Here is a 23170-nt window from a genome sequence, read left to right on the forward strand (position 1 = left end):
CGCCGGACGACCTTGAAGGGCCTGCCCCCTGCGAGTTCATCCGCAAACTGAGGAAAAAAGCTGTGGGCGATTCAGGGTTGACCCGATCCGCCAGAGGCTGGGACCAAACACCTGGAACACATGGTTAACCCCGGCTGTTTAGCCTGCGTCAGTTATCGCCCGGCTATGTGAGAGCCTCGCGGACGCAAGGAGGGCATCCATGCCGTTGAAGCTGTCTTTGAAGCCGGGGGAGAAGTTCGTTCTGAACGGAGCCGTCGTGCAGAACGGCGATCGTCGCGGCGTGCTGATCCTGCAGAACAAGGCATCCGTCCTGCGCGAGAAGGACATCATGCAGCTGGAGGAAGTCACCACGCCTGCCAAGCGCATCTATTTCCCGGTCATGATGATGTACCTGGACGAAAGCTCCGCATCCAAGGTCTATGACGAGTTCGTCACCCGCCTGACCGAGTTCATGAGTGCGACGCGAAATCCCGAAATCATGGCCGAATGCGTCTCGACGTCGAAACACGTGATGGCGCGCGAGTATTACAAGGCTCTGATGAGCGCGCGGAAGATCGTCGACTACGAGGAAAGCCTGATCTGATGTTGAAGGCTTACGCCCAGGCTTCGAACCGCACGGAGACTCCGCGCGAGATGGAGTATCGCCTGTTCGGCCAGGTTACGCGCGCCCTGATGCACGCCGCGACGGTCGACAAAAGCGACGTGAAGACCCGCATCGACGCCCTCGACTGGAACCGGCGTCTCTGGTCCGTCCTGGCCACCGACTGCTCCGACAGCGACAATCAGCTGAACAATCCTCTCAAGGCCCAGATCATCTCGATCAGTCTGTTCGTTGGACGCCATTCCTCGGCCGTCATGCGCGGCGAGGAGGATTTTGAGCCGCTGATCGACATCAATCGTTCGATCATGCAGGGCCTGGCCCCGCAGGGTTCGCCGGCGGCTTAAGCCCCGTTCGGGTGGGCAAAGTACGGCGCTGACCGGCGAGAAATTGCCGAGCGCCGGAACTGCCGGATAATTTTCCCAATCCTTTCAATCTGATCGGCCCGGCGCGGTCCTTGCGAGACCGCGCGCAGGACCAGAACCGGTTCAACGGCCAGAAGGCCGCTCCCCCGACCAGAATGGAAGGACTCTACCCATGGCCAACTCGGTCAACACCAACCTTGGCGCGATGATCGCGCTGCAAAACCTGAACGCCACCAACGTCGAACTGTCGGCGACCCAATCCCGGATCAACACCGGCAAGAAGGTCGCCAACGCCAAGGACAACGGGGCCATCTGGGCGATCGCCCAGGGCCAACGGGCCGATATCGGCGCCCTGGGGGCGGTCAAATCCTCGCTCGACCGCGGCGTATCGGCGGTGGACGTGGGACTGGCGGCCGGCGAGAGCATCTCTGATCTCTTGCTGCAACTGAAGGAGAAGGCACTGGCGGCGACGGACCGGTCGCTGCAGACGGCATCGAGGGCCGCCCTGAACGAGGACTTCAAGGCCATCCGCGACCAGATCAACACCGTTGCCAATAACGCCGACTTCAACGGGATCAACCTTTTGAAGACCGGCGCGACCGGCTTCGCTGCTCTGGCCAACGCGGCGGGCTCGGCCACGTTGACAGTCGCCCCCGAGGTGCTGGCGCTGGGGTCGACGAGCGTCACCGTCACGACGACCACGACCATCGGCACCTCGACCCTGGCCACCACGGCCCTGGGTCTGGTGAACGCCTCGATCAACAACGTCTCGGCCGCTCTTGCGCGTCTGGGTACGAAGTCGAAGGCCCTGGATACCCATCGCACCTTCGTCGGGAAACTGACGGACTCGCTGGAATCCGGTGTCGGCAATCTGGTGGACGCCGATCTGGCGAAAGAAAGCGCCAAGCTCCAGTCGCTGCAGACGAAGCAGCAACTGGGCGTCCAGGCGCTGGGCATCGCCAACCAGGGCCCGCAAGTTCTCCTGTCGCTGTTCAGGAACTAGGTGCAGGACGCCCGGGGTTCGCCCCGGGCGTCTTTCTTTGTGGGGCACTATCGCTCGCTGCTTGAGCGCGTTGGCCGGGGCACTATCGCTCGACGCGCGGCGTCTCGCTGCTTGAGCGCGGACGCGACGACTCTTTAACCTTTAGGTAACTGAATTCGCGAACCTTGGCCTCTTTCAATCTGGAGATGTCCGATTCTGAACGCTCTCGCCGTCGCCTTCGCCCTCGTTGCCGCGGTGCCCCTCCAGACCGATGAAGCGCTCGATCGCTATTCGCTCGAACTGACCGTGATCCATGCAGGCGTGCAGACCGTGGGGGCGCGCACAGTGCTGGTCGAGGACAGTTCCGCCAATGTCACCGTACAGGACGCGGTCGGCCTGTTCGAGATGAACGCCCAGCTGTCGCCGGTGCAAGGCGACGGCGACGACGACACCCTGGCCCTGACGGTCTCGATCATTGACGGCGACGCTCAACCCTTCGAACAGAACCTGACCCTCAAACGCGGCGGCGACTTCACCATCGAGGTCGGTCAGGAAGGCCCCGATGGCGTCATGTTCGAAGGCGTGAAGATCCTTCTGACGCCGCTGGCCGCCGATGATTGACGAGCAGCCAGACACCCCCCAACTTGTAGGTCCTGTTCAACAGTCGAAAGGAGGTGATCAAGTGATCTCATTGTCCCAAACCCGTACGGTGACCGAAGCCTGGTCCTGTCGCGAGGTCCGGGCCTGATGACTTCCTTTGCGCGCCAACGCCCCTTGGGCGGCTTGAGCGCAGAGTCAGGCTGAGTATCGGTCAGGCCGTCACGCGGTCAGACAATGAGGCCTGCCGGAGCGATCCGGCGGGCCTTTTTGTTGGTGATCAGGCGAACAACCCCTGGATCCACTGCCAGGCTTCGAGGAACCAGCCGGCGCTGGCGAGGAACAGGCTGGAAATCAGCGCCCAGGCCGCCCAGACGAAGACGCAGAAGCCGGCGACGCCGAACCAGGCCGCGCCGATCAGGAGGCCGTCGCGCTGCATCAGGCCGAAGCCGAACAGGGCCACGAACAGCGACGGGAACAGATTTCCGCCGAAGAGCGGAAGCATGACGATGATGCTCAGCAGCGTCGTGACCAGGCCGATCAGGACCTCGGCCACCTCGCTGCTCATGATGCCGAGGCGCGGCCTCGACAGTTTCTCGACGAACAGAAGCGGCTTGCGCACCTTGTCGATGGTGGCGCGGTAGTTGTCGCGCGGCAGGCTGGACCTCAGCGCCCATTTCGGCATCCACAGCTGGTCGCGGCGGATCAGCAGCTGCAGGCAGATCAGCAGCATGGGGGCACCCAGGATCGTGGTCGAGCCGGGGATGGGGGACGCGATGGCGTTGATCAGGCCGAAGAAAACCATCAGGGCGCCGAAGCCGCGCTCTCCAAAGGCATTCACCAGCTCGCCGAGATAGAGTTTCGGATCGTCCTTGGCCCCGATGTCGTCGAGCACCCGCGAGAAGGGCCTGTGGTCGCTCTGATAGTCGTAGTCTGGCATCAGGAACGGGCTCGGCGGGGGATGACGACGATCTAGGCGCGACCATGCCGCGTCGCCACTTAACATTCTTACAGAACTACAAAACCTGACCGAACCAGTCGAATCCGGCGCGGAAACCGGCGAGGACGAGATGCCAGGCGATGAACAGGACGGCGGCCGTCACGCCGGTCATGACCCAGCCCAGCAAAACCGCCAGGCCGTCCCTCTGCATGACGCCCAGTGCGAAGAAGCCGATGGCCACGGCCGGGATCAGGTTTCCGCCGAAGACCGGCAGGACGAGAATGGCGGCCAGGGCCAGACAGGCCAGGCCGATCAGGCCCTGACCCAGTCGGCCGGTCAGGACATACAGCCGCGGCCGTGACAGAGCCTCCGAGAAGCGGATGATCTTCATCAGGCGGCCGCTGAGGGTCTTGAAGGTCTCGCGTTTCACCGAGGCGTGGGCGAGCCATTTGGGCAGCCAGAGGCGATCCCGGCCCCAGGCGAGTTCGGCCGACAGGAACAGCAACGGCGCGCCGGTCAGGGTGGTGCCGCCGGGCGGCCAGGGCAGCATGTTGACGATGGCGAACAGCAGCATGACCGCGCCGAACGCTCGCTCGCCGAACGCCTCGACGATCTCGCCGAGGAACAGCTTCTCGCCCCCATGGGCGCCCAGCCGCTCCAGAGTGTCGGAGAAACGGCGGGGGCGGCCGGTCGAGGTCTCCGTCAGGCTCATGGAATGACCCTAGGGCCGGGAGGCGACGGTTGCGAGCCGGTCAATCGCCGCCTTCAGTCATCGACTTGCACGGGTTTGGCATCGCGCTTCGTTTGGGCGAAACCCTTGAGCTGTGTCTCGGGCGTGGACGCCTCCATTCGACTTCGGAGTATCGCCTTCGGGACGGCGACGGGGCCTTCTGCCGGGCATGACAGGCTCGTTCTCTTGAGCCTTCAACGGCAAGACGGGCGGCCGTGTTCCTTCACCCCAAGTTTGCCTGTAGCCACTCAGCGGCAAAGTAGCGTCGTTCATTGAAGGTCAGGTTATCACCGTCTTGCAACGCTGCAGCAGCCAGTTCGGGCAGATCTTCACAGAAGCGTTGGTAAAGCGCCCAGATTGCAGCTTCGCCGGGTATCAACTGCCCACGCCTTACTTGATGGGAAAGCCAAGCGCGCGTCTGGTTGGACGCCAGCTGTGGACTGCAATCATGGGCTCGGATGTCTTGCCCGGCGATGTCCGACAAGGCCCGCTGGTAACGAAACGCTTCGCGATCAAAGATCGTACATGCCTTCTTGCTGCTCCAACCTTCACCGAAGCGCTGCGCGCCAAGGAACAACCCAAGTTCAAACGGCATGTTGAAGCGTGGCAAGCCGTTGTCCAACTCCATGAACGAGATGTCGTGAACGCCCAAACGACAGTCGCGGATCAGGTCCGCAATCTTGTCCATTCGAGCTTGGCCCGCATCATCTAGTTCCCGGGCGCACCTAGGCGCAAAACCGCAAGCCTGAACCGTGAACACAATGGCGTTGAATAGGTCCCGGCGATCCGGAGTGAACGGGGCATTGATGAAGACAGACTTGCGATAGCCGTTCGGCGCTCTCGCCACGAACGTGCTACTTCTTCTTCGCGAGCGTGGCTGCCAAACGCGTTTCTTTTACGCCTTTGGGGGGAGCAAACTCAACAATCCTAAAGCCTGTGCCCGTGGTTGTTTGGCCGATAGGACCGGTGAACTGTCCTGAAACGGCACTGCGCTTCACCCATCCTGAATAGTGGTTGGCCGATTTGCTCATAGGCGAAAGATAACATCGTTGAGTTGAATATGAAATGGCTACCCCAGCAGCTCCCGCCCGATCAGGAACCGCCGGATCTCGTTCGTCCCCGCGCCGATGTCGTAGAGTTTGGCGTCACGGACCAGCCGCTCGACCGGCCATTCTTTGGTGTAGCCGGCGCCGCCCAGGGCCTGGACGGCCTCAAGCGAAACCTTCACCGCGTTCTCGGAGGCCAGCAGGATGGCGCCGGCGGCGTCATAGCGCGTTGTCTTGCCCTGATCGCAGGCGCGGGCGACAGCATAGACATAGGTCCGGGCCGAGTTCAGGGCGACGTACATGTCGGCGACCTTGGCCTGCATCAGCTGGAACGAGCCGATGGCCTTGCCGAACTGTTTGCGCTCGCGGACGTAGGGCAGGACGACGTCCAGCGCAGCCTGCATGATCCCCAGAGGTCCGCCCGCCAGGACGGCGCGCTCATAGTCCAGACCGCTCATCAGAATGCCGGCGCCGCCGCCGATCGGGCCCATGACGTTCTCTTCCGGGACCTCGCAGTCCTCGAACACCAGTTCTGCGGTGTCGGAGCCGCGCATACCCATCTTGTCCAGCTTCTTCGAGACGCTGAATCCCTTCATCCCCTTCTCGATCAGGAAGGTTGTGACGCCGCCGTTGCCGTCGCCTGTGCGGGCATAGACGACCAGGGTGTCGGCTGTCGGGGAGTTGGTGATCCAGAATTTGGTCCCGTTCAGGACGTAACGGTCGCCCTTCTTTTCCGCCCTGGTCCGCATCGACATGACGTCGGAGCCGGAGCCCGCCTCCGACATGGCCAGCGACCCCAGATGTTGGCCGGAGATCAGCCCGGGCAGGTATTTCGCTTTCTGTTCGGCGTTGCCCCAGCGGCGGATCTGATTGACGCACAGGTTGGAGTGGGCACCGTAGCTGAGGCCGATCGAGGCGGAGGCGCGGGAGACTTCCTCCATCGCCACGACGTGCTCAAGGTAGCCCATGCCGAGGCCGCCGTCCTCTTCGGGCACGGTGATCCCATGCAGGCCCAGCTCGCCCATCTCGGGCCAAAGGTCGCGGGCGAAGGTATTGGTCTCGTCGATCTCGGCGGCGCGGGGCGCCAGGCGGTCGGCGGCCCAGCGGGCGGTGGTCTCGCGGATCATGTCGGCGTTCTCGCCGAGGCCGAATTCCATCGATTGGGGTGCGTTCGGAATGCTCATGCGAGCGGGGTAGCACGATCCCGCGTGACGAGGGGAGGGGGGTGCAGAGCGGGGGTCAGTCTCCGCCCGGCAGACCGAAGCGACGGTAAAGGTTGATCGACGAGACGCCGACACAGGCCAGGCCGATCAGGGCCAGGACCCAGCCGATCAGGGTCAGCTCATTGCCCCCGGATTGCTCCGCCGCGCGCCGGAAGGCCGCCATCGAGGCGCCGAAGGACACCAGACCCACGCCGCCCATGAAGATGAAGGGGCCGGTCTCGCTCCAGTCGAAACGTGCGGGCGGCTCGAACTCGATGTCGTTGCGCAGGATCGACCCACCCTGGGTCAGAGCGAGGTCCTCGCCGAATAGATTGGTCTCTGAGGCGTCCGGTGCGTCGCGTTCCTCGGGCGTCCACAACGGGCGCTCGATGGCGGGCTCCGGGGCGTCCTCCGACGGGGTCAGGACCAGTTCGACCGGAGTCGACGGTGCCAGAACGGGCTCCGGGGTCTGCTCGGGCGCGATCAGGATCAGTTGGGGGATCGGTGCGGGATCGACGGCGGCCGGTTCTACCGCAACCGACTGTGTCTCGATGACGACAGGCGCGGACCGATCGGCGTCGGGCCTGCTGTCGGTCAACTCTGGCGCGGGGACTTCGACCACCGAACGGGCGATCGTGCGAACCTCGGGCTCGACGGGCGCTTCGCGCGGTGTCGCCGGCTGGAGGAAGGGCAGGGGGCCGACCATTGCCGCGCTGTAGGGCGCGTAGCGGGTCGCAGTCAGGACGACGGGATCAAGGACCGGGGCAGGAGCGGGAGTCGGCTCCCGGGCGGGTTCGACCTCGGCCGGGGCGTCAGCCACTGGGTCAGGGGCGTATGGCTCGTCGCTCGAATGTTCTTCTGCGGGTTCCGGCGGGACGGCTTGAACTTCGTACGGGGTATCGGCCGGAGGATTGTCGTTGGAGAGTGCCGGCGGCTCGTCGACCTCGACCAGACCGGCGGTCGGCTCGCCCAGCAGGGCTGCGACGGCGGCGCTTCGCGGGTCGATCGCGGTGGCGATCTCCACGTCCTGGGCCGGAACAGTGTCGGTCGTCGTCACGGTCTCTGCCGGGATCTCGACCTCAACCTCTGCCGGTGGCGCTGAGACAGCGGGCGGAGGCAGGGGAGCAGACAGCAGGTCGGACAGGGCGACCGGTGCCAAAGGGTTGGCCACGAACAGGGCGCGCTCGGCGGCTCGGCGGCGAAGGGCGGTTTCGGGCAGGGCTGGCTCAGGCCATCCCATCATGGCGTCCGCGGCCTCCCTGGGCGAACCGGCATTCAGGCGCTGGCGGACGTCGGAGCCGGCGAACCGGTCAATGCCGACGGAGAAGGCGAAGCTGACGAGGGCGTCGAACTGGTGTTGGTTCAGATCGCCGGGGACGGTGTCATTTACCGTCATCTCCACCGGAAGGAGATCGTAGCGGAGCAGCAGCTCGGCGTCGGCTTCCGACACCGTCGCGCCTTCGCGGGCGGACAGGGTGTGGCCGTAGCCGATGATCCAGCCGCCGTCCTCGCGCCGGATCGCCCGGGGCCTGAAACCCTCGAAGCTCTTGATCAGCACGATCCCCTCGCGGGAGACCTTCAGAGTTTGCCTGGACGCGTCGGACACCGGATTTGACCCAAATCGAGACAGGGCGCGATCGCCCCATGGGGGAGAGAGCAAAGGTCGCGCCGTTCGATGGCGTCTCTACAGCAGGACGATCGTCGCAAGGCCGAGGAAGATAAGGAAGCCGAAGAAATCCGTGGTCGCGGTGACAAAGACGGCTGACGAGACCGCAGGGTCGAACTTCAGCTTGGACAGCGTCAGCGGGGTCAGCACCCCGACGGTGGCGGCGACCATCAGGTTCAGGATCATGGCGGAGGCGATGACGCCGCCCAGCCGCCAGTCTCCCGACCACAGGCCGGCGGCCACGCCGATGAGAGGGGCCAGGACGAACCCGTTCGCCCCGCCGACGACGAACTCGCGCCAGAAGGTCCGGGGGGCGTTGGAGCTGTTCAGTTCGCGCGTGGCCAGCGCCCGGACCGTAACCGTCAGGGCCTGGGTGCCGGCGTTGCCGCCGATGGCAGAAACGATAGGCATCAGGACGGCGAGGGCCACGATCTGCTGGATCGTGGCCTCGAAGACCGAGATGACACTGGCACCCAGAACCGCCGTCGCCAGGTTGATGGTCAGCCAGGGTACGCGGCTGCGGACGATCTCGAACACGCTGGAGCCGCGATCCTCGTCGGACACGCCGGCCAGGCGGAGAATGTCCTCCCGGTTCTCCTCCTGAATGATGTTGACGATGTCATCGACAGTGATCTGGCCAACCAGCCGGCCGGCCGCATCGATCACGGGTGCCGAGATCAGGTGGTATTTCTCGAAGACGTAGGCGACTTCTTCCTGATCTGTGTCGGAGGCGATGGCGTTCACCGGCTCCATCAGGTCGGACAGCTTGACCGTCCGCGCGGCGCGCAGCAGGCCGCTGATCGGAATGCCGCCGACCGGCTTGTTGTGCGGATCGACGACATAGATGTCGAAAAACAACTCCGGCAGGTCCTCGCCCTGGGCCCGGACGTGGTCGATGGTATCGCCGACGCTCCAGAACAGGGGCGCAGCCATCACCTCGCGCTGCATCAGACGGCCGGCGGAGTCCTCTGCATAGCCCAGCGAGCTTTCGATCGCGGCGCGATCGGTCGCCGGCATGGCGGCCAGCACCTTCTCGCGCTGGTCGTCCTCCAGGTCCTCGACGACGGCGGCGGCGTCGTCGGAATCCAGTTCCTGCAGGGCTTCGGCCAGCGTGCCCGGGGCGACGCGTTCCAGCACCTCCTCACGGATGCCGTCGTCGAGCTCCGGCAAGGTCTCGGCCAGCAGTTCGGGCGGCAGCCACAGGACCACCACGCCGCGATGCTCGGCGGTCAGGAAACCCATCAGGTCCGCGACGTCGGCGGGGTGCAGATCTTCCAGCAGGGAGCGCAGCCGCATCCCGTCGCCGTCGTCGGCGGCGTCGACCACCTTCTCCACGAAGGACGCCGTCAGGACATAGTCCTCGTCCAGCGCCTCGTGGTCTTCGTTGACGTCGGGATCGAGAGTGGCGGTTCGTTCGCTCACGCGGGGGCCTCCCTCTCTCGATGTGAATCAGCCTGGTAGTGCCGGATTCTTAGTCCCTAGTCTGATGGTGCGGTCGAGAAGACTCGAACTTCCACGGGTTGCCCCACAGCGACCTCAACGCTGCGCGTCTACCAATTCCGCCACGACCGCTCGCATCGGAGGGGGGCTGATAGCGGAGAGAGTCGGCGGCGTCTAGGCCGCGCCGGCCATGAAGTCGTAGACATCGGCGGGGCGGGTCACGGTGATGGCGATCCGGTCGTCGTGGATCTCGATCTGGCCACGCGCCACCGGGTGGTTGTTGGCCAGGATCCAGACCTCGTCGTGTTCGGACGCATCGAGCGGAATCACCGCGCCCCGACCCATTTTCAGCAGCTGGGACATAGGCAGCACGGAACGGCCCAGTACGATGGACAGTTCGACGTCGACGGCTTCGATCTGGCTCAAGGAATCTCCGGATACGCTGGAGGGTACTGGCGGCAAAACTTGCATTGACGGCCCTCGGCCTCACATTGGGGGCATCATGCTTGCCGAGCCGTTAAGCCCCGCTGTTTCATCGCTGATTCGCCCCGATGGCCGCGCCGTCGAATGGGTCACTGCGCCCGGCCCTGTTCCCTATGAGGACGCCGTCGCCGGGATGGAGGCGCGGGTCGCCCTGATCGCGGCCGGAGAGGCGCCGGAACGGGTCTGGCTGCTGGAGCATCCGCCGCTCTACACCGCCGGGATTTCGGCCAGGGACGAGGACCTGATCGACGCCGGCCGGTTCCCGGTCCACCGGACGGGGCGGGGCGGGCAGTTCACCTATCACGGGCCCGGCCAGAGGGTGGCCTATGTGATGCTGGACCTGAACCAGAGGGGCAGGGACGTGCGCGGCTTCGTGCGGGGTCTGGAACAGTGGCTGATCGGGGCGCTGGGCGAACTCGGGGTGAAGGCCGATGTGCGCGAGGGCCGGGTCGGGGTCTGGGTGGAGCGTCCCCCGGTCCGGGCACCGCTCGGCCGGAAGATGACGACCGGCCCTGTCCCGGATAGGCCCCCCCTCGTCGGCTTCGCCGACACTCCCCCCGCGAGCGGGGGGAGAGAAGACAAGATCGCCGCCATCGGGGTCAAGGTCCGGAAATGGGTCAGCTTCCACGGGATCAGCCTGAACGTCGAACCGGATCTGGATCATTTCGGCGGCATCGTGCCGTGCGGTATCGTCGGGCACGGTGTGACCAGCCTGCTGGACCTGGGCGTCACCGCGACGATGGACGAGGCTGACGCGGCCCTGAAGGCCAGTTTCGTGCGGGTTTTTGGCGCCGTGGGAAATTCCTCGCCAGACGAAACACGGGCTTAACCGCTGGGGTGTACGGCTGCGGACGTCACGGTTGTATCAAAGGTGCGTGCGATGGACGGAGCGACAACGGCACAGAGGCTCGAGGCCCCCGCCTCGATCGCTCCCGCCGACATGTCGACCTTCTTCGACGTCAGCCTGGACATGCTGGTCATCCGCGATCTGGACGGCACCATCCTCAAGGTCAGCCGCTCGTGGGAGACCCAGCTAGGCTGGCGGACCGACGAGCTGGAGGGGACGCGGCTGCTGCGTCTGGTCCATCCCGACGACAGGGCCGCGACCGAACGGAGCGCGACCGAGGTTGAGGCACGCTGGCCCGGCGACCCGATCCTGGGCCAGATCAACCGCTATCGGCATCGCGACGGCTCCTACCGCACCCTGGAATGGCGGGCCCACCGGTTCGGCGACCGCATCTACGGCGTCGGGCGCGACGTGACCGACCGGGTCGCGGCCGACCAGGCGCTCATCAACGCCAAGGCGGCGGCCGAGGCGGCCAGCCTGGCCAAGACCGACTTCCTGGCCAATATGAGCCACGAGATCCGCACCCCCCTGAACGGGGTCATCGGCATCGTCGATTCCCTGCGTCGCACCGCGCTGGACCCAGAACAGCGCGAGATGGTCGATCTGATCCAGGGCGCCGGGGTCACGCTGGAGCGGCTGGTCTCCGACATCCTCGACGTGTCCAAGATCGAGGCCGGGCGGCTCGACTTCGAGTCCCGCCAGTTCGACCTCGGCGAGGCCCTGGCCGGCATCATCGACCTGTCGCACAGCCGCGCCGCCGAAAAGGGGCTGATGTTCGAGGACCGTCAGGGCTCGGGCGCGCGCGGCGTCTTCATGGGCGACAGCACCCGGATCGGCCAGATCGTCAACAACCTGTTGTCCAATGCGGTCAAGTTCACGAGCGAAGGCAAGGTCTCGGTCGACTGGGACGTGAGCGGCGACGAGGTCGGCGAGGGCGTCCTGACCCTCGCCGTGTCCGACACCGGGGTCGGCTTCGACGCCGCCACGGGCGCGACCCTGTTCCAGCGGTTCAACCAGGCCGACACCTCGATCACCCGCCGCTTCGGAGGCACGGGCCTGGGCCTCTCGATCTGCCGGTCCCTGGCCGAGCTGATGGGCGGGAAGGTCGAGGCGCGGTCCTGCCCCGGCGAGGGCTCGACCTTCACCCTGACCCTGCCGCTGCAGCGGGTGGTGGCGCTGGAGGAATACGACGGCCTGGCCGCGCCGGCGGCCATGGGGCCGGTCCCGATCTTCATGCCCGAGCGGTCGCTGCGGGTCCTGCTGGCCGAGGACCATCCGACCAATCAGCGCGTGGTCCAGCTGATCCTGGGCGCGGCGGGGGCCCAGGTCGTCACCGTCGAGAACGGCGCCCTGGCCGTCGAGGCCGTGGGCCGGTCACGCTTCGACGTCATCCTGATGGACATGCAGATGCCCGTCATGGACGGCCTCACCGCCACCCGCGCGATCCGCACGGCCGAGCGCGGCGGGCCGCGCACCCCGATCATCATGCTGAGCGCCAACGCCATGGCCGAGCACCGCTACGAGGCCCTGGCGGCCGGGGCCGACCTGCACGTCGCCAAGCCGGTGACGGCGGCCAGTTTGCTGGCCGGGATCGCCCAGGCGGTGGTGGAATAGGGGCGACGAAAGCGGACCCTGTGAGGGTCTGTTCGGGGTGGGACCTGGTCATCCCCGGCCCGCCCGCCTTGCGCCTAAGCTCCATTCCGCGAAACAGCACGGCGAGCTGGCTGACTGGCTCCTCCGCGCCTGGCCTTCCCGATCATGGCCAGCGCCTGCGCCTTCCTGATGCCGACCACGGGCTTCCGCTACATCAATGCCGAACGGATCGACCTGAGGATCGTGATTGGCATCGCCCTCGGCGGCATTCCGGCCGTCCTGGTCGCCGCCGTCCTGGTCAAGGAAATGCCGATCGAGCCGTTGCGCCGGGCGGTCGTGGTGGTGGTCCTCTACGCCGTCGCCCCGCTGCTGCGGACCGCGAGCAAGGGAGATATCACGAAGGCCTAGTGGCGAACGCGGACATAGTCGCCCGGAGCGGCCACGCCGGCCTTGAGCTTGCCTGAGCCGACCTTGCGCGCCTTGACCTTGTCGTCCTCTGCGGCGGCGTCGAGCCAGCCCTGCCATTCCGGCCACCAGGAGCCGGGCTTCTGCTCGGCACCGGCCAGCCAGGCCTCGGCATCGGCCGGGGCGTCGTCATTGGTCCAGTAGCCGTGCTTGTTGGCCGCCGGCGGATTGATCATCCCGGCGTTGTGGCCTGAACCGCCCAGCAGGAAGCGCGTCGGCCCGCCGAAGAACTGGCGACCGGCATAGGTGTTCTTCCAGGCCGAGACATGATCGTCCTTCAGGGCCACGAACATGATCGGGGTCTCGATGGCCTTGAGGTCCAGCGTCACGCCGTCGATCTGGACGCCGCCGTCCTTGAGCTGGTTGCCGCGCAGGATCTGGCGGCCGTATTCCTTGAGCATCCGCGCCGGGATGCGCGAGCCGTCGTCGAACCACCACAGCAGATCCGAGGCGCGGGCCTCGTCGCCCAGCAGATAGTGGTTCACCACCGACGACCAGATCAGGTCGTTGGCGCGCACCGCCGAGAACAGCTTGGTCAGGTCGTGCGCCTCGACATAGCCCTTCTCGTCAAGATAGCGGTCGAAGGCCTTCAGGTCATCCTCGCCGGTGAAAACCGACCATTCGCCCATGTCGCCGAAGTCGACGAGGGTCGCGATGAGCGTCGCCGAAGCGATACGGTCCGCCCGGCCCATCTGGGCGAGGTATGCCAAGGACATGGCCGACAGGGTGCCGCCGAGACAGTAGGAGACCAGATCCGCGTCCGGCTCGCCCGTGGCCGCCTCGACGGCGTCCAGCGCCGCGATAACGCCGTCCTTCACATAGGAGTCCATGCCGATGTCGGCGTGGCTCTCGTTCGGGTTGGCCCAGGAGATGACGAAGACGGTGTGACCCTGATCCACCAGCCATTTCAGATAGCTGGCCTTGGGCGTCAGGTCGAAGAGGTAGTATTTGTTCACCAGCGGCGGCACGAACAGCAGCGGGCGACGATAGACCTGATCGGTCGTCGGCGCATACTGGATCAGCTCCATCAGGTCGTTCTGGAACACCACCGCGCCCGGCGTCGCGGCGACATTGACGCCCAGTTCGAAATCATTCGGCGCGCGGCGGCTGACCAGCCCCTGCCCCGTGCCGATATCTTCCAGGAGGTTCGACAGCCCGGTCATCAGGTTCAGGCCGCCGCTCTCGATGGTGCGACGCGCGACCTGCGGATTGGTGTGAGGGAAGTTGGTCGGTGCCAGCGCATTCATCATCTGCCGGCTGGCGAAGTCGACCTGGGCACGGGTCGCGTCATCGACCGGCGCGGCGGCGACAAAATCCTGCAACTGGCGCGCGGCCAGCAGATAGGCCTGTTTCAGGTAGTCATAGACCGGCTCGTCGCTCCAGGCCGGATCGACGAAGCGGCGGTCACCCTTGGCGGGGGCCGCGATGGGGGCGGTCTCCTGACCCGTGGCCCGCTGGCCCATGGTGCGCCACAGGGCGGTCCAGTCGCTCCAGTTCTTGGCCTGGGCCTCGAACAGCGCTGCCGGCCGGATCATCACGGCGGTGTTGAAATCGATCATCGCCCGCGTCAGCGTCGTCGGATCATAGGGCAGCGCCCGGGGCGTGGCGGCCTGGACCATGGTGGTGCGCACCGCCGCGGCGGCGTTCTGCATCAGGGTGGTCAGGGTCTCGGCCACGACGGTCGGATCGGGCAGCTGGGGAACCCGCGGCTGGGAGACGGTCATGGGCAGGCTTTCCGCTTACAGCGAGACGAGGACATCGACGGCCACGCAATCGCGCGGGGCCACGAACAGCAACGCCAGGGCGCGATCCGGATTCTCGGCCGCCCAGATCGGGCAAGGAGCGTCAAACGCGTCGATCAGCGCGGCTGTCGGCGTCGGAATAGCGGTCCGGGCGGCGGGCGTATAGGCGGCGGCGTCGAAGGCCATGACAGTGTCCTCGGAACGGAGACGTTCGGATGTCGTCGTTATGTCATGGCTTTTCTGTTCTTACGATGCCACGATCTGAGCAATCATTGTGCATTTTTGCACAGGAGCGGATCGTGGCCGATTTCAACTGGAACGACCTGCGCGCCTTTCTGGCCGTAGCCCGCACCGGCCGCCTGACCATGGCGGCGGCGCGGGTCGGCATGGACCACACCACCGTGGCCCGGCGTATCGCCGCGCTGGAGGACGGTCTGGGCGCCCGCCTGTTCGACCGCAGCCCCCAGGGCTACGCCCTGACCCCGCATGGCGAGCGCCTTATGCCCACCGCCGAAAAGATCGAGAGCCTGACCCTGCTGGCCGCCAATGAACTGGGCGAGGCTGACCAGGCCCTGTCCGGCACGGTGCGGATCGGGGCCCCCGAAGGCTTCGGCAGCTATGTCCTCGCCCCCCTGATGGCGAAACTGGCCGACCGGCATCCCGGACTGGATATCCAACTGGTGGCCATTTCGGGCGTCCTCAGCCTGTCAAAGCGCGAGGCCGACATCGCCGTGACCCTGAGTGCGCCGCGCGAGGGCCGGCTGATCTCGCGGAAACTGACCGACTATGGCCTCAGCCTCTACGCGGCCCCCGCCTATCTCGACACCCACCCGGGGATCCGGACCCGCGCCGACATGGCCGGGCAGCGCTTCATCGGCTATATCGGCGACCTGCTCTATGCGCCCGAGCTCGACTATATGCAGGCGCCCGACGTCGACATCCATGTCGCCCTGCAGAGCTCCAACCTGATCGCCCAGCTTCAGGCCACGCTCGCCGGTGCCGGCCTGTGCGTCCTGCCCGACTTCATCGCCGCGCGAGAGAGCGGCCTACTGCGCGTGCTGCCCGACGCCGTGCATCTGGACCGCAGCCTGTGGCTGGTCACCCATGCCGATCTCAAGCCGCTGGCCCGGATCCGGGCCGTAACGGCGATGATCGTCGAGGCGGTCAGGGCCGACCGGGCCATGTTCACCGGCGGCTGAGGTTCTGTCAGGGTAGCTTCGCCAGGTCGAAGGGCTTCCCAACCTGCCTGAAATCAGGCAACGGCGGCCGCGCAAGCGGCGTCGGCTTGGGCGCGGAAGCGGCGACGTTTGGGTCTGCTGATCAGATGCCGTTGGATGTTGAAGGTGTTGTAGATCGCCGCGTGGGTGGTGAGGAATCTCTGGGCTCAGGCTTGGGATTTGAACCGCTGCTACTGACGTTCTCGTCGTCGGATCGGGAGGTGGGAGTTCTCGGCCCGAATGTGCTCCCGAAGCCGGCCGGGTCGATGCGGGTGGCTAACATCCAGTCGTTCACTACCGGGAGCGGACACTCCCAACCGCCGCAATGGGTTGGACCCAGCGGTTGGCGATCTGCCCCAAACCAGACGTTGGGATATCCGCCACAAGCCAGACGCGCCGAAAGGCGGGTCGGGGCGGGGAGCGGACACAATGACGGCCCCGCCGTCGCCGGCGGTGCCGTCCGCTGCGTTCATGCGACGCTACGGGCCAGAACAGCCCGGTCAGGCCCGACAGGGATGAAAGGGTCTGGTCGGAAAACAGGCCGATCGAAATCCGGACGATGACGCTCAAACAAGACCGCGCAAAACGTTTCGGTGCCGCTGAACGGGGGAAACGGACATGGCCACATTCAAGGAGAGCCGCCGGCCACGACTCTCGATGGGACAGAAGGCGATGTGTTCATACACGCACGGCCAGTGGCCGGTGGCGCAAATCGGGGTGCACAAGACGAGGGAGGCGTGAGGATAGGCACAACGAAGCGAGGGGAAATACATGACTATTCGTCTGAACCTGATCGGAACGGTCGCGGCCCTGTTGCTGGTCGGCTGCGCGCCGGCGTCGGCGCAGGGTCTGGCCCAAGGCGTTGCGGCCGGGCAGGTCGTGCGTCTTCCGGCCTCAGCCGGCCGCGAACTGGAAGTCAGGGTCTGGCCTGCCAGCAACCCGGGCGTCGTCGTCGTGTTCAGCCCCGGGGGCGGCGGTCAGCCTGCTGCCTATGAGCGGATGATGCGAGCCCTGGCACGGGAAGGATTTACGGTGATCGCACCGGTTCATGATGACGCCCTGGCGCGGGGTGATATCTCCGGTTCAGGCGGACCGACGAGCTTCATGGCCCGACTGGAAGACCTTGCGATCACCCGTGGCTATGCCCGGTCGGCCTATGCCGGACTGCCGCTTGTCGTGATGGGCCATTCGTTCGGCAGCCTGATGTCCTCACTGGCCATCGGCGCGTCGACGCCCGTCGGTGCCCAGGGCGATCCCGGCGTAAAGGCGCTTGTCGCCTTCTCCAGCCCCGGCATCATTCCGGGGCTGATGAGCCCGGAGACCTATCGAAACCTCAGCGCACCGGTGCTGGTGGTGACGGGCGAACAGGATGTCGTTCCGGGCGTCGTTGCGGACTGGCGCAGTCACCGCGCCCTGTACGATCACAGTTCAGTGCCAGGCAGCGCGCTGGTGACCGTTGCGGAGGCCGATCACAACCTGGTTGTCAGCGCCGACGATGCGACGTTTTCCGCGGTGGTTGACCTGACGGCCAGCTTTATCCGGGCGGAAGCTCTGGGTGACGCAGCGGCCCGCGCCCGGCTCTCCACGATCGAAATCAGCGGGGCGACCATCGAGCGACGCTGAATACCCGTCCACGCGGCCCGCGACCCGTGGTGTGTCAGCTCCAACAGCAGACAGCGTTGGTTCCGCCTGGAGTCCAGGCGTCGGCGGCGAGCCTGCCGGCCGGGACCGCGACCGGGCCGGCGGACGCGGTTTCGGGGGCTGGACTCCAGCCCCCGAACGCGAGGGATCAGCCGCCCTGCCAGTAGCAGTACCAGGAATAGGCGTCGTACCGGTCCTCGACCGCAGAGGCCCAGTCCTCGGCGTACTGTTGCTGGCAGGCGAGGTCCATCGAGACATCGACGTCACCCGAGCAACGCCAGGAATAGGCGTCTGCGCGATCATAGAGTTCGGCGTTCGTATTGTGGTTATACTCGCAGTACGCCTGGACATCGATCGGATTGTCCACCCGCATCGGAGCCGGCGATACGGCGAGGGACGGACCCGCCGTCAGCGCCAGTGCTCCTGCAAGACCGAGAACAAATCCCGAAATTCTCATGACAACCTCCCGTCCCTGTTGGACGATAATCCGTAACAGCGGGCCGGTGACTACGGCAATGGACATATGGCCACGCTTGCCTGTCGAATCCTGACGGTCAAAGACAAGATCCCTGCCGGAGCTGAAAATTTCTTCAGGGTCAGTCGGTTGTTCTGACGGGTTTGATTTCGCAACAACCTTTCGACCGGGCCGCAGCGACACCGAAGACAGTTGAAGCAAGATATCCGGTCAACAGCTCGAAGAACGCCGCATCCACCTCGCGGCCGGCCCCGTCTGCAATCCGGTCCGCGAGCAGCGGCATGACCGCAACGGGTCGGGGCCGGTCGAAAGGACCGGGTCCGACAGCGGACGGACGAGCCTCGCGCCTGACGCAGGGTCGATTGTCGGTCTTGATCAGCCTGGTTCCAGGGATGTCCAGCCTCGACCTGAATAACAGCTAAGGAAAAAATGCCAGAGTTAAACAGTTTTACAGTATATTTACGATAACCGATCGTCCAGATATCGTGATTACTGAAAGATTAAAGCCTCAATTTTACATTCTGTTCAGTTCTTGTTCTCAGTTGGTTAGCTGGTCGTGGATAGTCTGTCAGAGGGCAAAACGCTCACGGGGTCAAAATGATCTCCGGACACCTTGAAACAAGGACTACCTGTCATGGCTTTGAACAGCGTGAACACGAACTCGGGCGCCCTCGTCGCCCTGCAGAACCTGCAATCCACCAACACCGAACTGGCGACCACCCAGAGCCGCATCAACACCGGCAAGAAGGTCAACTCCGCCAAGGACAACGGTGCTGTCTGGGCTATCGCCCAGGGCCAGCGTTCGGAAGTCACCGCCCTGGGTGCCGTCAAGGACAGCCTGGCGCGCGGCTCTTCGGCCGTCGACGTTTCGATTGCCGCGGGCGAATCGGTCTCCGATCTGCTCCTGCAACTGAAGGAAAAGGCCCTGTCCGCGACCGACAAGTCGCTGACCACCGCGGCTCGCAGCGCCCTGAACGAAGACTTCAAGGCGATCCGCGACCAGGTCACGACCGTGGTCTCCAACGCCAAGTTCAACGGCGTCAACCTGCTGGACAACTCGACCGGCACGGGTGGCTACAAGGCCCTCTCGAACACGACCGGCTCCACCATCAAGGTGGCGGGTGAGAACCTGTCGCTGGGCGGCGCCAACGTGACCGTGGCCGCCGCGACCACGATCGGCACCTCGACCCTGGCCACCACGGCCCTGGGTCTGGTCAATGCCTCGATCAACAACGTGTCGGCCTCCCTGGCGCGTCTGGGAACCGGCGCCAAGGCGCTCGATACCCACGCCTCGTTCGTCGGCAAGCTGTCGGACGCGCTGGAAAACGGCATCGGCAACCTGGTCGATGCGGATCTGGCCAAGGAAAGCGCACGACTGCAGTCGCTGCAAACCAAGCAACAGCTGGGTGTGCAGGCTCTGTCGATCGCCAACCAGTCGTCTTCGATCCTGCTCGGCCTGTTCCGATAGGCATAGATGGAAGGGCGGGGTCTCGGCCCCGCCCGACCGTTTCCTGAAATCTGCATGGCCGCCCGGCGGCCGGACAGAACATCGATGGTCCGCCCGGAACCGGACGGCCATCCGGGTGCGCGAACGTTGACGCGCCGAATTCCGGCCAGGGGTCGGGAGCCGACGTCAGGTCCGGGTCCGTGTTCGGACGCTGCACCTGCGGCGAAGCGTGAGGGTCGGCGTTGCGCCCATCCGCCGATACCCATCAACGGATCGGCCCAGGACCCCAATGAATTCAATATCCGGCTCTAACCAGAGCCTTTAAGCGCGCCCTGCCATCCCGTGCCCCGATACTGTCGGCATGGGGAGACTGCACGACAGGGAAGACGACCGGCCGCTGAAACAGAGCCCGTCGGGCATGTCGCCGAAGCAGTGGCATGAGCTGCTCGACCGCTGGCTGGCGGGGGAGGCGACGGGGGCTCTGGCGGTCGAATACGGGGTCAGGCCGACCTCCATCCATCGCAACGCCTGTGTGCTGGGCCGGCGCAAAAAGGATCAGCCGGACGCCGTGCGGCGGCCCAAGGGACCGGCACCGGCGGTGGCCGAGGCGCGGGCGGACGGCTCGGTGCGGATGACCTGTGGCGACCTGGCCATGATCATCGACCGACGCGATCCCGGGGCGACGTGCGAGGCGGTTCTGGACAGTGTGTCCGACGCGGTCGCGGAGGGGCGGATCGCCGACGGGCGGGGACTGGTGACCCTGGGCAAGGGGGTGCTGGACCTGATGGAGCGCGGGTGCCGGAAGCCGAGGCTGCGCTGGATCGGGGAGCCGCCGGAGGACGAGGTTCCGAAAGCGGTCGCGGTGCCGGTGGAGCTGAGGACGGCGCAAAAGCCGCCCGACAAACTTCCTGACGGGGGCGACTGGGCCACCTGGCTGTTCCTGGGCGGGCGCGGGGCGGGCAAGACCCTGGCCGGGGCGATGTGGCTGAGCGACCGGGCGATGGAGGGTGCGGGAGGCCGGCTGGCGCTGATCGGCCAGACCCTGCACGACGTACGCGAGGTGATGATCGAGGGTGTGTCGGGGATCCGGTCGCTGGCGCGCTGGAGCCGGTCGGACCGGCCCCGGTTCGAGGCGTCGCGGCGCAGACTGCTGTTCTCGAACGGGGCGGTGGCCCAGACCTTTTCGGCGGAGGACCCGGACAGTCTGAGAGGGCCGCAGTTCTCGGCGGCCTGGGCGGACGAGTTCTGCGCCTGGCCGGCGGCGGGTGCGCGCGGGGCGGGGGAGACCCTGGCCCTGCTGCGGATGGGGTTGAGGCTGCCTCATGCGCCGGACCGCGCTCAAGCAGCGAGCGGCCGCGCCGGGAGCGGTAGCGCCCCACGATTGCTGGTCACGACGACGCCTCGACCGACGCGGGCGCTGATCGGGTTGCGGGACGAGGGGTCCTGCGTGACCACCCATGCGACGACGGCGGAGAACGCAGCGCATCTGTCACCCGGCTTCCTGGAGGAGCTGACGGCCCGCTATGGCGGGACGCGGCGGGCGGCGCAGGAACTGGAGGGGCGGGTCGTGGAGATCGACGGAGCCCTGTTCACCGCGGAGATGATGGCGGGGTGCCGGGTGGAGGAGGACTTCCGGCCGTGGGGGACGCTGGGGGCGCGGAGCGCGGCCGAGGGCGGCTCCCTGCCCGCCGGGTTCGAACGGGTGGTCGTGGGGGTGGACCCGACAACGACGGCGGGCGGCGACGCCTGTGGCATTGTGGTGGTGGGGCGTCGGCGGGTCGACGGGGTGACGCGGGCGGTGGTGCTGGCGGACCGGTCGGTCAGGGGGCTGTCGCCGGACGGCTGGGCGCGGCGGGCGCGGGCAGCGGCCGAGGCCTGGGGCGCCCAGGCCATCGTGGCGGAGGTCAACCAGGGCGGGGAGATGGTCCGGGCGGTGTTTCAGGCCGTGGGCTGTCGGACCCCGGTGATCGACGTGCGGGCCAAGGTCGGCAAGCGGGCGCGGGCCGAGCCGGTGGCGTCACTCTACGAACAGGGCAGGGTGACGCACGCGGCGGTGTTCGGGGCGCTGGAGGAGGAGTTGATGGCGGTCGGGGCGGAGGACGACGGGGGCCTGTCGCTCGACCGGGCCGATGCCCTGGTGTGGGCGGTGACGGCCCTGATGCTGAACGGGGCGGGCGAGGGGCCGAGGATCCGGATGCTCTAGGACAGGACGAAGGTCGGGGGCGGGAGGGTCAGGCGGGTGTCGGCGGCGGTCTCTCCGCCGAAGAAGCGGACCAGCAGGGGCGAGACGTCGGGGTGGGACTCGAAGACGTTGTGGCCGGCGTTCTCGACGTGAATCTGGGACTTGTTGTGGAACTGGGCGATGATCTCGGCCTGTTCCTCCAGCGGGGTGCGGCCGTCGAGGGAACCCGCGACGAGCAGGGCCGGGGTGTCGATGACGATCGGGCGGCGGAAGTCCTTGCCCAGATCGAGGCCGGGAATGGCCCCCAGCAGATGGGGCATGGGGTAGTTATGGGCGTCACCCATGACGGCGGTGCGCGCCTCCTGTTCGACCAGGGCGAGGCGGGCCGGGGAGATGCCCGAGGCCATGTCCATCGCCTCGTTCATGCCCGAGACGCCGAACACGCGCGAGACACCCCCGAAGTATGCCGCGGCACCGTCCGTCTGACCGGCGTCGAGGGCCAGATACAGGCCGGGGAGGCGGGCGAGGGTCGGGGGATTGGCGACCATGGCGGCGCTGATCAGCTGGACCCCGAATCCTCCGAGCTTCAGCGCGACCGGGCCGGCGGGGGAGGCGAGGGTGATCGGGGCTGGGTCGGCCTCCAGCCGGGCATGGACGCGGCGCATCAGGGCGGGCAGGTCGGGGACGGCGGCGCGGGCGACCGGATCCTGACCCAGCACGGCGTCGACCCGGTCGAGGAAGGCGTCGATATGGGCCGGGCGTTTGACTGTCTGGTCCTGACCCTCGAGGCTGGCGAGGGCGACGCGGCCGATCGAGTCCGGATGCCGCTTCAGCACCGACAGGGCCAGATGGGTGCCGTAGCTGATGCCCCACAGATTGATCCGGTCGACGCCCAGATGGCGGCGCAGATCCTCGATGTCGTCGGCGTTCTGTTCGGTGGTGTAGCCGGCCATGGCGACGCCGGACCGGGTCCAGTCGACCCAGGCCTTCTGGATGTCGTCGCGATAGTAGCCGGTCAGGCCCGCGCGGGTCAGGTCGGGGAAGGGGCCGGTCGGGTCAGGGCGCGCAGGGATATGGGCGGACAGACCTGTGCCGCGCTGGTCGAAGGCGATGACGTCAGCGACGGCGCGCAGGGCCATGAAGATGGGGAAGCGGGGGCCGGTCGCCGCGTCCGCGCCGCTGCCGCCCGGGCCGCCGGCCAGATAGACGATCGGCGGGCCGGGATTGGGCGAGGTCGAGGGGAAACGGACGTAGCCGAGACGGATCCAGCGCGAGCGCGGATCGCGGCGATCCTCGGGCACGTCGAAGAAGCCGCGTTCGGCCGGGGTGGTCTCGCCCGCGCGGCTGGTGAAGGTGAAGGGCCCGGCCGGGGTCTCGGTCCGGGTCTGGGCCAGGGTGCGGCCGGCGAGGCCGAGGGCCGGGAGCGCGAGGCCGGCGGCGAGGAGGGAGCGGCGGTTCAGGGCGATGTGGGTCATGGCGATACCCAGCCCCGGCCCGGCGGGCTTTGCAGCC

The 23170-nt window shown here is 66.4% G+C and carries 22 protein-coding genes and 1 tRNA gene; 11 read left to right on the plus strand and 12 right to left on the minus strand.

From position 1 onward, the window contains the following. The first annotated feature begins 199 nt into the window (after nucleotides 1–199). The 4 genes from flbT to ACW18A_RS04240 all read left to right on the plus strand — a co-directional run bounded on the left by flbT (nucleotide 200) and on the right by ACW18A_RS04240 (nucleotide 2566). Complete coding sequence (gene flbT, locus ACW18A_RS04225; RefSeq protein WP_492023560.1) at nucleotides 200–583, plus strand: flagellar biosynthesis repressor FlbT; 384 nt, start codon at nucleotides 200–202, stop codon at nucleotides 581–583. Beyond that, nucleotides 580–945 carry a flagellar biosynthesis regulator FlaF gene (gene flaF, locus ACW18A_RS04230; protein ID WP_492024329.1) on the plus strand — a complete coding sequence of 122 codons (366 nt, stop codon included), beginning with the start codon at nucleotides 580–582 and terminating at the stop codon, nucleotides 943–945. The genes flbT and flaF overlap by 4 nt, the downstream gene beginning before the upstream one ends. A 190-nt stretch (nucleotides 946–1135) precedes the next feature. Beyond that, a complete protein-coding gene (locus tag ACW18A_RS04235) occupies nucleotides 1136–1966 on the plus strand; it encodes a flagellin (protein WP_492023561.1) in 831 nt (276 codons plus the stop codon). Nucleotides 1967–2200: 234 nt separating this feature from the next. Beyond that, complete coding sequence (locus ACW18A_RS04240; protein WP_492023562.1) at nucleotides 2201–2566, plus strand: hypothetical protein; 366 nt, start codon at nucleotides 2201–2203, stop codon at nucleotides 2564–2566. 256 nt (nucleotides 2567–2822) lie between these two features. Here the strand turns inward: ACW18A_RS04240 and ACW18A_RS04245 are convergent, their stop codons facing one another. The 8 genes from ACW18A_RS04245 to ACW18A_RS04280 all read right to left on the minus strand — a co-directional run bounded on the left by ACW18A_RS04245 (nucleotide 2823) and on the right by ACW18A_RS04280 (nucleotide 9992). Then, a complete protein-coding gene (locus ACW18A_RS04245) occupies nucleotides 2823–3482 on the minus strand; it encodes an exopolysaccharide biosynthesis protein (RefSeq protein WP_492023563.1) in 660 nt (219 codons plus the stop codon). Between the two features lie 76 nt (nucleotides 3483–3558). Continuing rightward, nucleotides 3559–4194, minus strand: coding sequence for an exopolysaccharide biosynthesis protein (locus tag ACW18A_RS04250; RefSeq protein ID WP_492023564.1), 636 nt, complete (start codon nucleotides 4192–4194; stop codon nucleotides 3559–3561). A gap of 241 nt (nucleotides 4195–4435) precedes the next feature. Beyond that, complete coding sequence (locus ACW18A_RS04255) at nucleotides 4436–4900, minus strand: hypothetical protein (protein WP_492023565.1); 465 nt, start codon at nucleotides 4898–4900, stop codon at nucleotides 4436–4438. A gap of 381 nt (nucleotides 4901–5281) precedes the next feature. Beyond that, a complete protein-coding gene (locus ACW18A_RS04260) occupies nucleotides 5282–6442 on the minus strand; it encodes an isovaleryl-CoA dehydrogenase (RefSeq protein WP_492023566.1) in 1161 nt (386 codons plus the stop codon). A 55-nt stretch (nucleotides 6443–6497) separates the two neighbouring features. After that, on the minus strand, nucleotides 6498–8018 hold the full coding sequence (locus tag ACW18A_RS04265; protein ID WP_492023567.1) for a lysozyme: 1521 nt from the start codon (nucleotides 8016–8018) through the stop codon (nucleotides 6498–6500). A gap of 126 nt (nucleotides 8019–8144) precedes the next feature. After that, nucleotides 8145–9548, minus strand: a complete 1404-nt coding sequence (gene mgtE, locus ACW18A_RS04270; RefSeq protein WP_492023568.1) for a magnesium transporter — start codon at nucleotides 9546–9548, stop codon at nucleotides 8145–8147. A gap of 65 nt (nucleotides 9549–9613) precedes the next feature. Next, nucleotides 9614–9698: transfer RNA gene (locus tag ACW18A_RS04275), tRNA-Leu, on the minus strand. Between the two features lie 42 nt (nucleotides 9699–9740). After that, on the minus strand, nucleotides 9741–9992 hold the full coding sequence (locus ACW18A_RS04280; RefSeq protein WP_492023569.1) for a FliM/FliN family flagellar motor switch protein: 252 nt from the start codon (nucleotides 9990–9992) through the stop codon (nucleotides 9741–9743). A gap of 76 nt (nucleotides 9993–10068) precedes the next feature. Here ACW18A_RS04280 and lipB point away from each other — a divergent pair, with 76 nt between their 5' ends. From lipB to ACW18A_RS04295, 3 genes are all read left to right on the plus strand, one after another. After that, on the plus strand, nucleotides 10069–10878 hold the full coding sequence (gene lipB, locus ACW18A_RS04285) for a lipoyl(octanoyl) transferase LipB (protein ID WP_492023570.1): 810 nt from the start codon (nucleotides 10069–10071) through the stop codon (nucleotides 10876–10878). 51 nt (nucleotides 10879–10929) lie between these two features. Then, nucleotides 10930–12510: an ATP-binding protein gene (locus tag ACW18A_RS04290; protein WP_492023571.1), complete on the plus strand. Its 1581-nt coding sequence runs from the start codon at nucleotides 10930–10932 to the stop codon at nucleotides 12508–12510. Between the two features lie 144 nt (nucleotides 12511–12654). Beyond that, on the plus strand, nucleotides 12655–12897 hold the full coding sequence (locus ACW18A_RS04295; protein ID WP_492023572.1) for a hypothetical protein: 243 nt from the start codon (nucleotides 12655–12657) through the stop codon (nucleotides 12895–12897). Here ACW18A_RS04295 and ACW18A_RS04300 read toward each other — a convergent pair. Then, on the minus strand, nucleotides 12894–14678 hold the full coding sequence (locus tag ACW18A_RS04300; protein WP_492023573.1) for a PHA/PHB synthase family protein: 1785 nt from the start codon (nucleotides 14676–14678) through the stop codon (nucleotides 12894–12896). The two genes, ACW18A_RS04295 and ACW18A_RS04300, sit on opposite strands and share 4 nt — an antisense overlap. Nucleotides 14679–14693: 15 nt before the next feature. After that, entirely contained in the window at nucleotides 14694–14882 is a 189-nt protein-coding gene (locus ACW18A_RS04305) for a hypothetical protein (protein WP_492023574.1), read from the minus strand. Nucleotides 14883–14995: 113 nt separating this feature from the next. On the opposite strand from ACW18A_RS04305, the gene ACW18A_RS04310 reads away from it, so the two are divergent. Next, nucleotides 14996–15895: a LysR family transcriptional regulator gene (locus ACW18A_RS04310; RefSeq protein ID WP_492023575.1), complete on the plus strand. Its 900-nt coding sequence runs from the start codon at nucleotides 14996–14998 to the stop codon at nucleotides 15893–15895. Nucleotides 15896–16684: 789 nt separating this feature from the next. After that, on the plus strand, nucleotides 16685–17536 hold the full coding sequence (locus tag ACW18A_RS04315) for an alpha/beta hydrolase (RefSeq protein ID WP_492023576.1): 852 nt from the start codon (nucleotides 16685–16687) through the stop codon (nucleotides 17534–17536). A 166-nt stretch (nucleotides 17537–17702) separates the two neighbouring features. Here ACW18A_RS04315 and ACW18A_RS04320 read toward each other — a convergent pair whose 3' ends face one another. Further along, nucleotides 17703–18011 carry a hypothetical protein gene (locus ACW18A_RS04320; RefSeq protein ID WP_492023577.1) on the minus strand — a complete coding sequence of 103 codons (309 nt, stop codon included), beginning with the start codon at nucleotides 18009–18011 and terminating at the stop codon, nucleotides 17703–17705. A gap of 652 nt (nucleotides 18012–18663) precedes the next feature. Here ACW18A_RS04320 and ACW18A_RS04325 point away from each other — a divergent pair. Both ACW18A_RS04325 and ACW18A_RS04330 read left to right on the plus strand, forming a co-directional pair. Beyond that, nucleotides 18664–19497: a flagellin gene (locus ACW18A_RS04325; protein ID WP_492023578.1), complete on the plus strand. Its 834-nt coding sequence runs from the start codon at nucleotides 18664–18666 to the stop codon at nucleotides 19495–19497. A gap of 340 nt (nucleotides 19498–19837) precedes the next feature. Then, entirely contained in the window at nucleotides 19838–21679 is a 1842-nt protein-coding gene (locus ACW18A_RS04330) for a terminase large subunit domain-containing protein (RefSeq protein WP_492023579.1), read from the plus strand. Here the strand turns inward: ACW18A_RS04330 and ACW18A_RS04335 are convergent. Next, nucleotides 21676–23133, minus strand: a complete 1458-nt coding sequence (locus tag ACW18A_RS04335; protein WP_492023580.1) for an alpha/beta fold hydrolase — start codon at nucleotides 23131–23133, stop codon at nucleotides 21676–21678. The two genes, ACW18A_RS04330 and ACW18A_RS04335, sit on opposite strands and share 4 nt — an antisense overlap. Between the last annotated feature and the right edge of the window lie 37 nt (nucleotides 23134–23170).

It is taken from the genome of Brevundimonas sp. AVps5, from assembly GCF_058681515.1.

What these genes read in the sequence shown, in the direction of transcription:
- flbT (WP_492023560.1), top strand. Translation starts at nt 200, where the DNA reads ATGCCGTTGAAGCTGTCTTTGAAGCCGGGGGAGAAGTTCGTTCTGAAC.
- ACW18A_RS04235 (WP_492023561.1), top strand. Translation starts at nt 1,136, where the DNA reads ATGGCCAACTCGGTCAACACCAACCTTGGCGCGATGATCGCGCTGCAA.
- ACW18A_RS04245 (WP_492023563.1), bottom strand. Translation starts at nt 3,482, where the DNA reads ATGCCAGACTACGACTATCAGAGCGACCACAGGCCCTTCTCGCGGGTG.
- ACW18A_RS04250 (WP_492023564.1), bottom strand. Translation starts at nt 4,194, where the DNA reads ATGAGCCTGACGGAGACCTCGACCGGCCGCCCCCGCCGTTTCTCCGAC.
- ACW18A_RS04255 (WP_492023565.1), bottom strand. Translation starts at nt 4,900, where the DNA reads ATGGACAAGATTGCGGACCTGATCCGCGACTGTCGTTTGGGCGTTCAC.
- ACW18A_RS04260 (WP_492023566.1), bottom strand. Translation starts at nt 6,442, where the DNA reads ATGAGCATTCCGAACGCACCCCAATCGATGGAATTCGGCCTCGGCGAG.
- lipB (WP_492023570.1), top strand. Translation starts at nt 10,069, where the DNA reads ATGCTTGCCGAGCCGTTAAGCCCCGCTGTTTCATCGCTGATTCGCCCC.
- ACW18A_RS04290 (WP_492023571.1), top strand. Translation starts at nt 10,930, where the DNA reads ATGGACGGAGCGACAACGGCACAGAGGCTCGAGGCCCCCGCCTCGATC.
- ACW18A_RS04295 (WP_492023572.1), top strand. Translation starts at nt 12,655, where the DNA reads ATGGCCAGCGCCTGCGCCTTCCTGATGCCGACCACGGGCTTCCGCTAC.
- ACW18A_RS04300 (WP_492023573.1), bottom strand. Translation starts at nt 14,678, where the DNA reads ATGACCGTCTCCCAGCCGCGGGTTCCCCAGCTGCCCGATCCGACCGTC.
- ACW18A_RS04305 (WP_492023574.1), bottom strand. Translation starts at nt 14,882, where the DNA reads ATGGCCTTCGACGCCGCCGCCTATACGCCCGCCGCCCGGACCGCTATT.
- ACW18A_RS04315 (WP_492023576.1), top strand. Translation starts at nt 16,685, where the DNA reads ATGACTATTCGTCTGAACCTGATCGGAACGGTCGCGGCCCTGTTGCTG.
- ACW18A_RS04320 (WP_492023577.1), bottom strand. Translation starts at nt 18,011, where the DNA reads ATGAGAATTTCGGGATTTGTTCTCGGTCTTGCAGGAGCACTGGCGCTG.
- ACW18A_RS04325 (WP_492023578.1), top strand. Translation starts at nt 18,664, where the DNA reads ATGGCTTTGAACAGCGTGAACACGAACTCGGGCGCCCTCGTCGCCCTG.
- ACW18A_RS04330 (WP_492023579.1), top strand. Translation starts at nt 19,838, where the DNA reads ATGGGGAGACTGCACGACAGGGAAGACGACCGGCCGCTGAAACAGAGC.
- ACW18A_RS04335 (WP_492023580.1), bottom strand. Translation starts at nt 23,133, where the DNA reads ATGACCCACATCGCCCTGAACCGCCGCTCCCTCCTCGCCGCCGGCCTC.